This window comes from Thiocystis violacea (assembly GCF_016583575.1).
Taxonomy (GTDB): Bacteria; Pseudomonadota; Gammaproteobacteria; order Chromatiales; family Chromatiaceae; genus Thiocystis; species Thiocystis violacea.
The window spans coordinates 1-559 of record NZ_NRRG01000173.1 but is presented as its reverse complement, the minus strand read 5'-3'; the positions used below and the strand labels follow the sequence as shown (position 1 = coordinate 559).

At 65.5% G+C, this 559-nt stretch carries 1 protein-coding gene; it reads left to right on the top strand.

Annotated elements, in window-relative coordinates; translation table 11 throughout:
* Positions 1-42 precede the first annotated feature (42 nt).
* On the top strand, positions 43-559 hold a 517-nt coding region (locus CKO27_RS24040), incomplete at its 3' end, for an REP-associated tyrosine transposase (RefSeq protein WP_200377425.1).

Sequence of the window (559 nt, the reverse complement as noted above, 5' to 3'; positions counted from 1 at the left end):
CGTTATACTGAACTCATCCCCCATCACGATAGGAGCGATCTCATGGCCAGAATTGCACGTGTCGTAGTGCCGGATTACCCGCACCATGTGACCCAGCGCGGCAACCGTCGCCAGCAGACCTTCCTATGCGAGGACGACTACGCCACCTACCTGTCGTTGATGGCTGCATCCTGCGCCGCTTGCGGCACCGAGGTGCTGGCGTACTGTCTGATGCCGAACCATGTGCACCTGATCATGGTTCCCCACAGCCCGGACGGCCTGCGTGCCGCGATCGCCGACGTGCATCGGCGCTACACGCGGCGGATCAACTCACGCGAAGGCTGGACCGGCCACCTCTGGCAGGACCGCTTCCACTCGTTCGTGCTCGACGAAGCGCAGCTGCTCGCCGCCGTTCGCTACATCGAGAACAACCCGGTACGGGCGGGACTGTGCACCCGCCCCGAGGAGTGGGCCTGGTCGAGCGCGCGCGCGCACCTCTCGGGTGCCGATGATGCACTCGTCCGCGTCGCCCCGCTGCAGGAGATGGTTTCCGACTGGGCAGCGTTCCTCGGCGCACCGT